Here is a 2,189-nt window from a genome sequence, read left to right as displayed (position 1 = left end):
CACGGCCTCACGTACTCGGGCCATCCGGTCGCGGCGGCGGTGGCGGTCGCGAACCTGAAGCTGCTGCGCGACGAAGGAATCGTCGAGCGCGTGAAGCACGACACGGGCCCGTACTTCCAGGCGCTGATGCGCGAGACCTTCGCGCGTCACCCGATCGTCGGCGAAGTGCACGGCCACGGGATGGTCGCGAGCCTGCAGCTCGCCGAGTCGCCGGCCGAACGCCGCCGCTTCGCGAACGGCGGCGACGTCGGCACGATCTGCCGGGACTTCTGCTTCAACGGCAACCTGATCATGCGGGCGACCGGCGACCGGATGCTGCTGTCGCCGCCGCTCGTGATCTCGCGTCAGGAAATCGATGAGCTCGTATCGAAGGCGAAGAAGGCCGTCGATGCGACCGCCCAGCAACTGGGCCTTTCGTAACGACTTTGCCTACAGGCGTGCGGCGGGTGCCGCACGCCGCCATAACCAGGGGAATTCCACCATGCGTGCCTGCTTTCTTCGCCAAGCCTGTTCCGTCGCGGCCCTTGCCGCCGCGGCCGCGTTCACGTCGGTCGCCAGCCCGTCGGCGCGTGCCGACGAGCTGAACGTCTACAACTGGTCCGACTACATCGCACCCGACACGATTCCGAACTTCCAGAAACAGACGGGCATTCACGTCAAGTACGACAACTACGACAGCGACGACACGCTGCAGGCGAAACTGCTGGCGGGCAGCTCGGGCTACGACATCGTCGTGCCGACCTCGAACTACATGGCCAAGCAGATCCAGGCCGGCGTGTATCAGAAGCTCGACAAGTCGAAGATCCCGAACCTCGCGAATCTCGATCCGCTGCTGATGAAGATGATCTCGGATGCCGATCCGGGCAACCAGTACGGCGTGCCGTGGGCGTATGGCACCGACGGCATCGGCTACAACGCGCAGGCAGTGAAGAAGGCGCTCGGCGACAAGGCACCGGTCGACAGCTGGGCGCTGGTGTTCGACCCGGCCAACATGGAAAAGCTGAAAAGCTGCGGCGTGTCGTTCCTCGACCAGGCCGTCGACGTGTTCGCCGCCACGCTGCAGTACATGGGCAAGGATCCGAACAGCAAGAACCCCGGCGACTATCAGGCTGCCTTCGAAGTCCTGAAGAAAGTCCGCCCGTACATCACCCAGTTCAACTCGTCCGGCTACATCAACGACCTCGCGAACAACGACGTGTGCGTCGCGCTCGGCTGGTCGGGCGACGTCGGCATCGCGCACCGCCGCTCGGCGGAGGCGAAGCGCTCGTACGACATCAAGTTCTCGAATCCGAAGGAAGGCGGCCTGCTGTGGTTCGACGTGATGGTGATTCCGAAGGACGCACCGCACCCCGAGGCCGCGCTGAAGTGGATCAACTACGTGTCCGATGCAAAGGTCAACGCGGCGATCACCAACACGGTGTTCTACCCGACCGCGAACAAGGCCGCGCATCAGTTCGTGACGCCGTCCGTCGCGCAGGATCCGACCGTCTATCCGCCCGAAGACGTGCTGAAGAAGATGGTGCTGATGAAGCCGATGCCGGCCGACATCCTGCGCCTCGAGAACCGTCTGTGGGCGCAACTGAAAACCGGCCACTGATCGCCATGCATCACGGCGGCGCAGGCATCGCTCCACGCCTGCGCGCCTGAGATACGCGGACCGTCGTCCGCCTGCGCGCGCCGCGCGCCCTGTTCCATCCGGCACGAGCCGTTGTCCGCGAGTCGCGTTGCGCATCTCGCGCGGGGACGCTCACGCCTGCAATCCGTGAAGAATGAATGGTGACTCCCATGCAATCGATACCCTCTTCCGCTGCTGCACGCCAGACCCAACCGGCCGCCCAGGCCCGCTCGAAGAACGACGCGTTCGTGCGCATCGAAAACGTCGTGAAGAAATTCGGCGACAGCACGGCTGTCGACAACGTGAACCTGACGATCGCGAAAAACGAATTGTTCGCACTGCTCGGCAGCTCGGGCTGCGGCAAGTCGACGCTGCTGCGCATGCTCGCCGGACTGGAAACGGCCACCTCCGGCAAGATCTTCGTCGACGGCGAGGACCTCGCGTCGCTGCCGCCGTATCGCCGGCCGGTGAACATGATGTTCCAGTCGTACGCGCTCTTTCCGCACATGTCGGTCGAGGCGAACGTCGCGTTCGGCCTCAAGCAGGAAGGCACGCCGAAGAACGAAATCAAGGA

The 2,189-nt window shown here is 64.2% G+C and carries 3 protein-coding genes; all 3 read left to right on the top strand.

Features of this window, described 5'->3' with window-relative positions:
* A partial coding sequence (locus WS75_RS27445) for an aminotransferase class III-fold pyridoxal phosphate-dependent enzyme (RefSeq protein ID WP_156429904.1) occupies window positions 1-420 on the top strand: 420 nt, incomplete at its 5' end.
* A gap of 61 nt (window positions 421-481) precedes the next feature.
* Complete coding sequence (locus WS75_RS27440) at window positions 482-1,597, top strand: polyamine ABC transporter substrate-binding protein (protein ID WP_059685255.1); 1,116 nt, start codon at window positions 482-484, stop codon at window positions 1,595-1,597.
* A 188-nt stretch (window positions 1,598-1,785) separates the two neighbouring features.
* Window positions 1,786-2,189, top strand: a 404-nt coding sequence (locus WS75_RS27435; RefSeq protein ID WP_156429903.1) for an ABC transporter ATP-binding protein, incomplete at its 3' end; no start/stop codon positions are given.

Source organism: Burkholderia sp. FL-7-2-10-S1-D7, from assembly GCF_001524185.1.
Classification (GTDB): domain Bacteria; phylum Pseudomonadota; class Gammaproteobacteria; order Burkholderiales; family Burkholderiaceae; genus Burkholderia; species Burkholderia diffusa.
Note: the sequence above shows the minus strand (reverse complement) of the source record. Positions and strands in the feature narration are given on the sequence as shown.

Bases quoted from the DNA above. Each gene is read 5' to 3' on its own strand.
- WS75_RS27440 (WP_059685255.1), top strand. From the start codon at position 482: ATGCGTGCCTGCTTTCTTCGCCAAGCCTGTTCCGTCGCGGCCCTTGCC.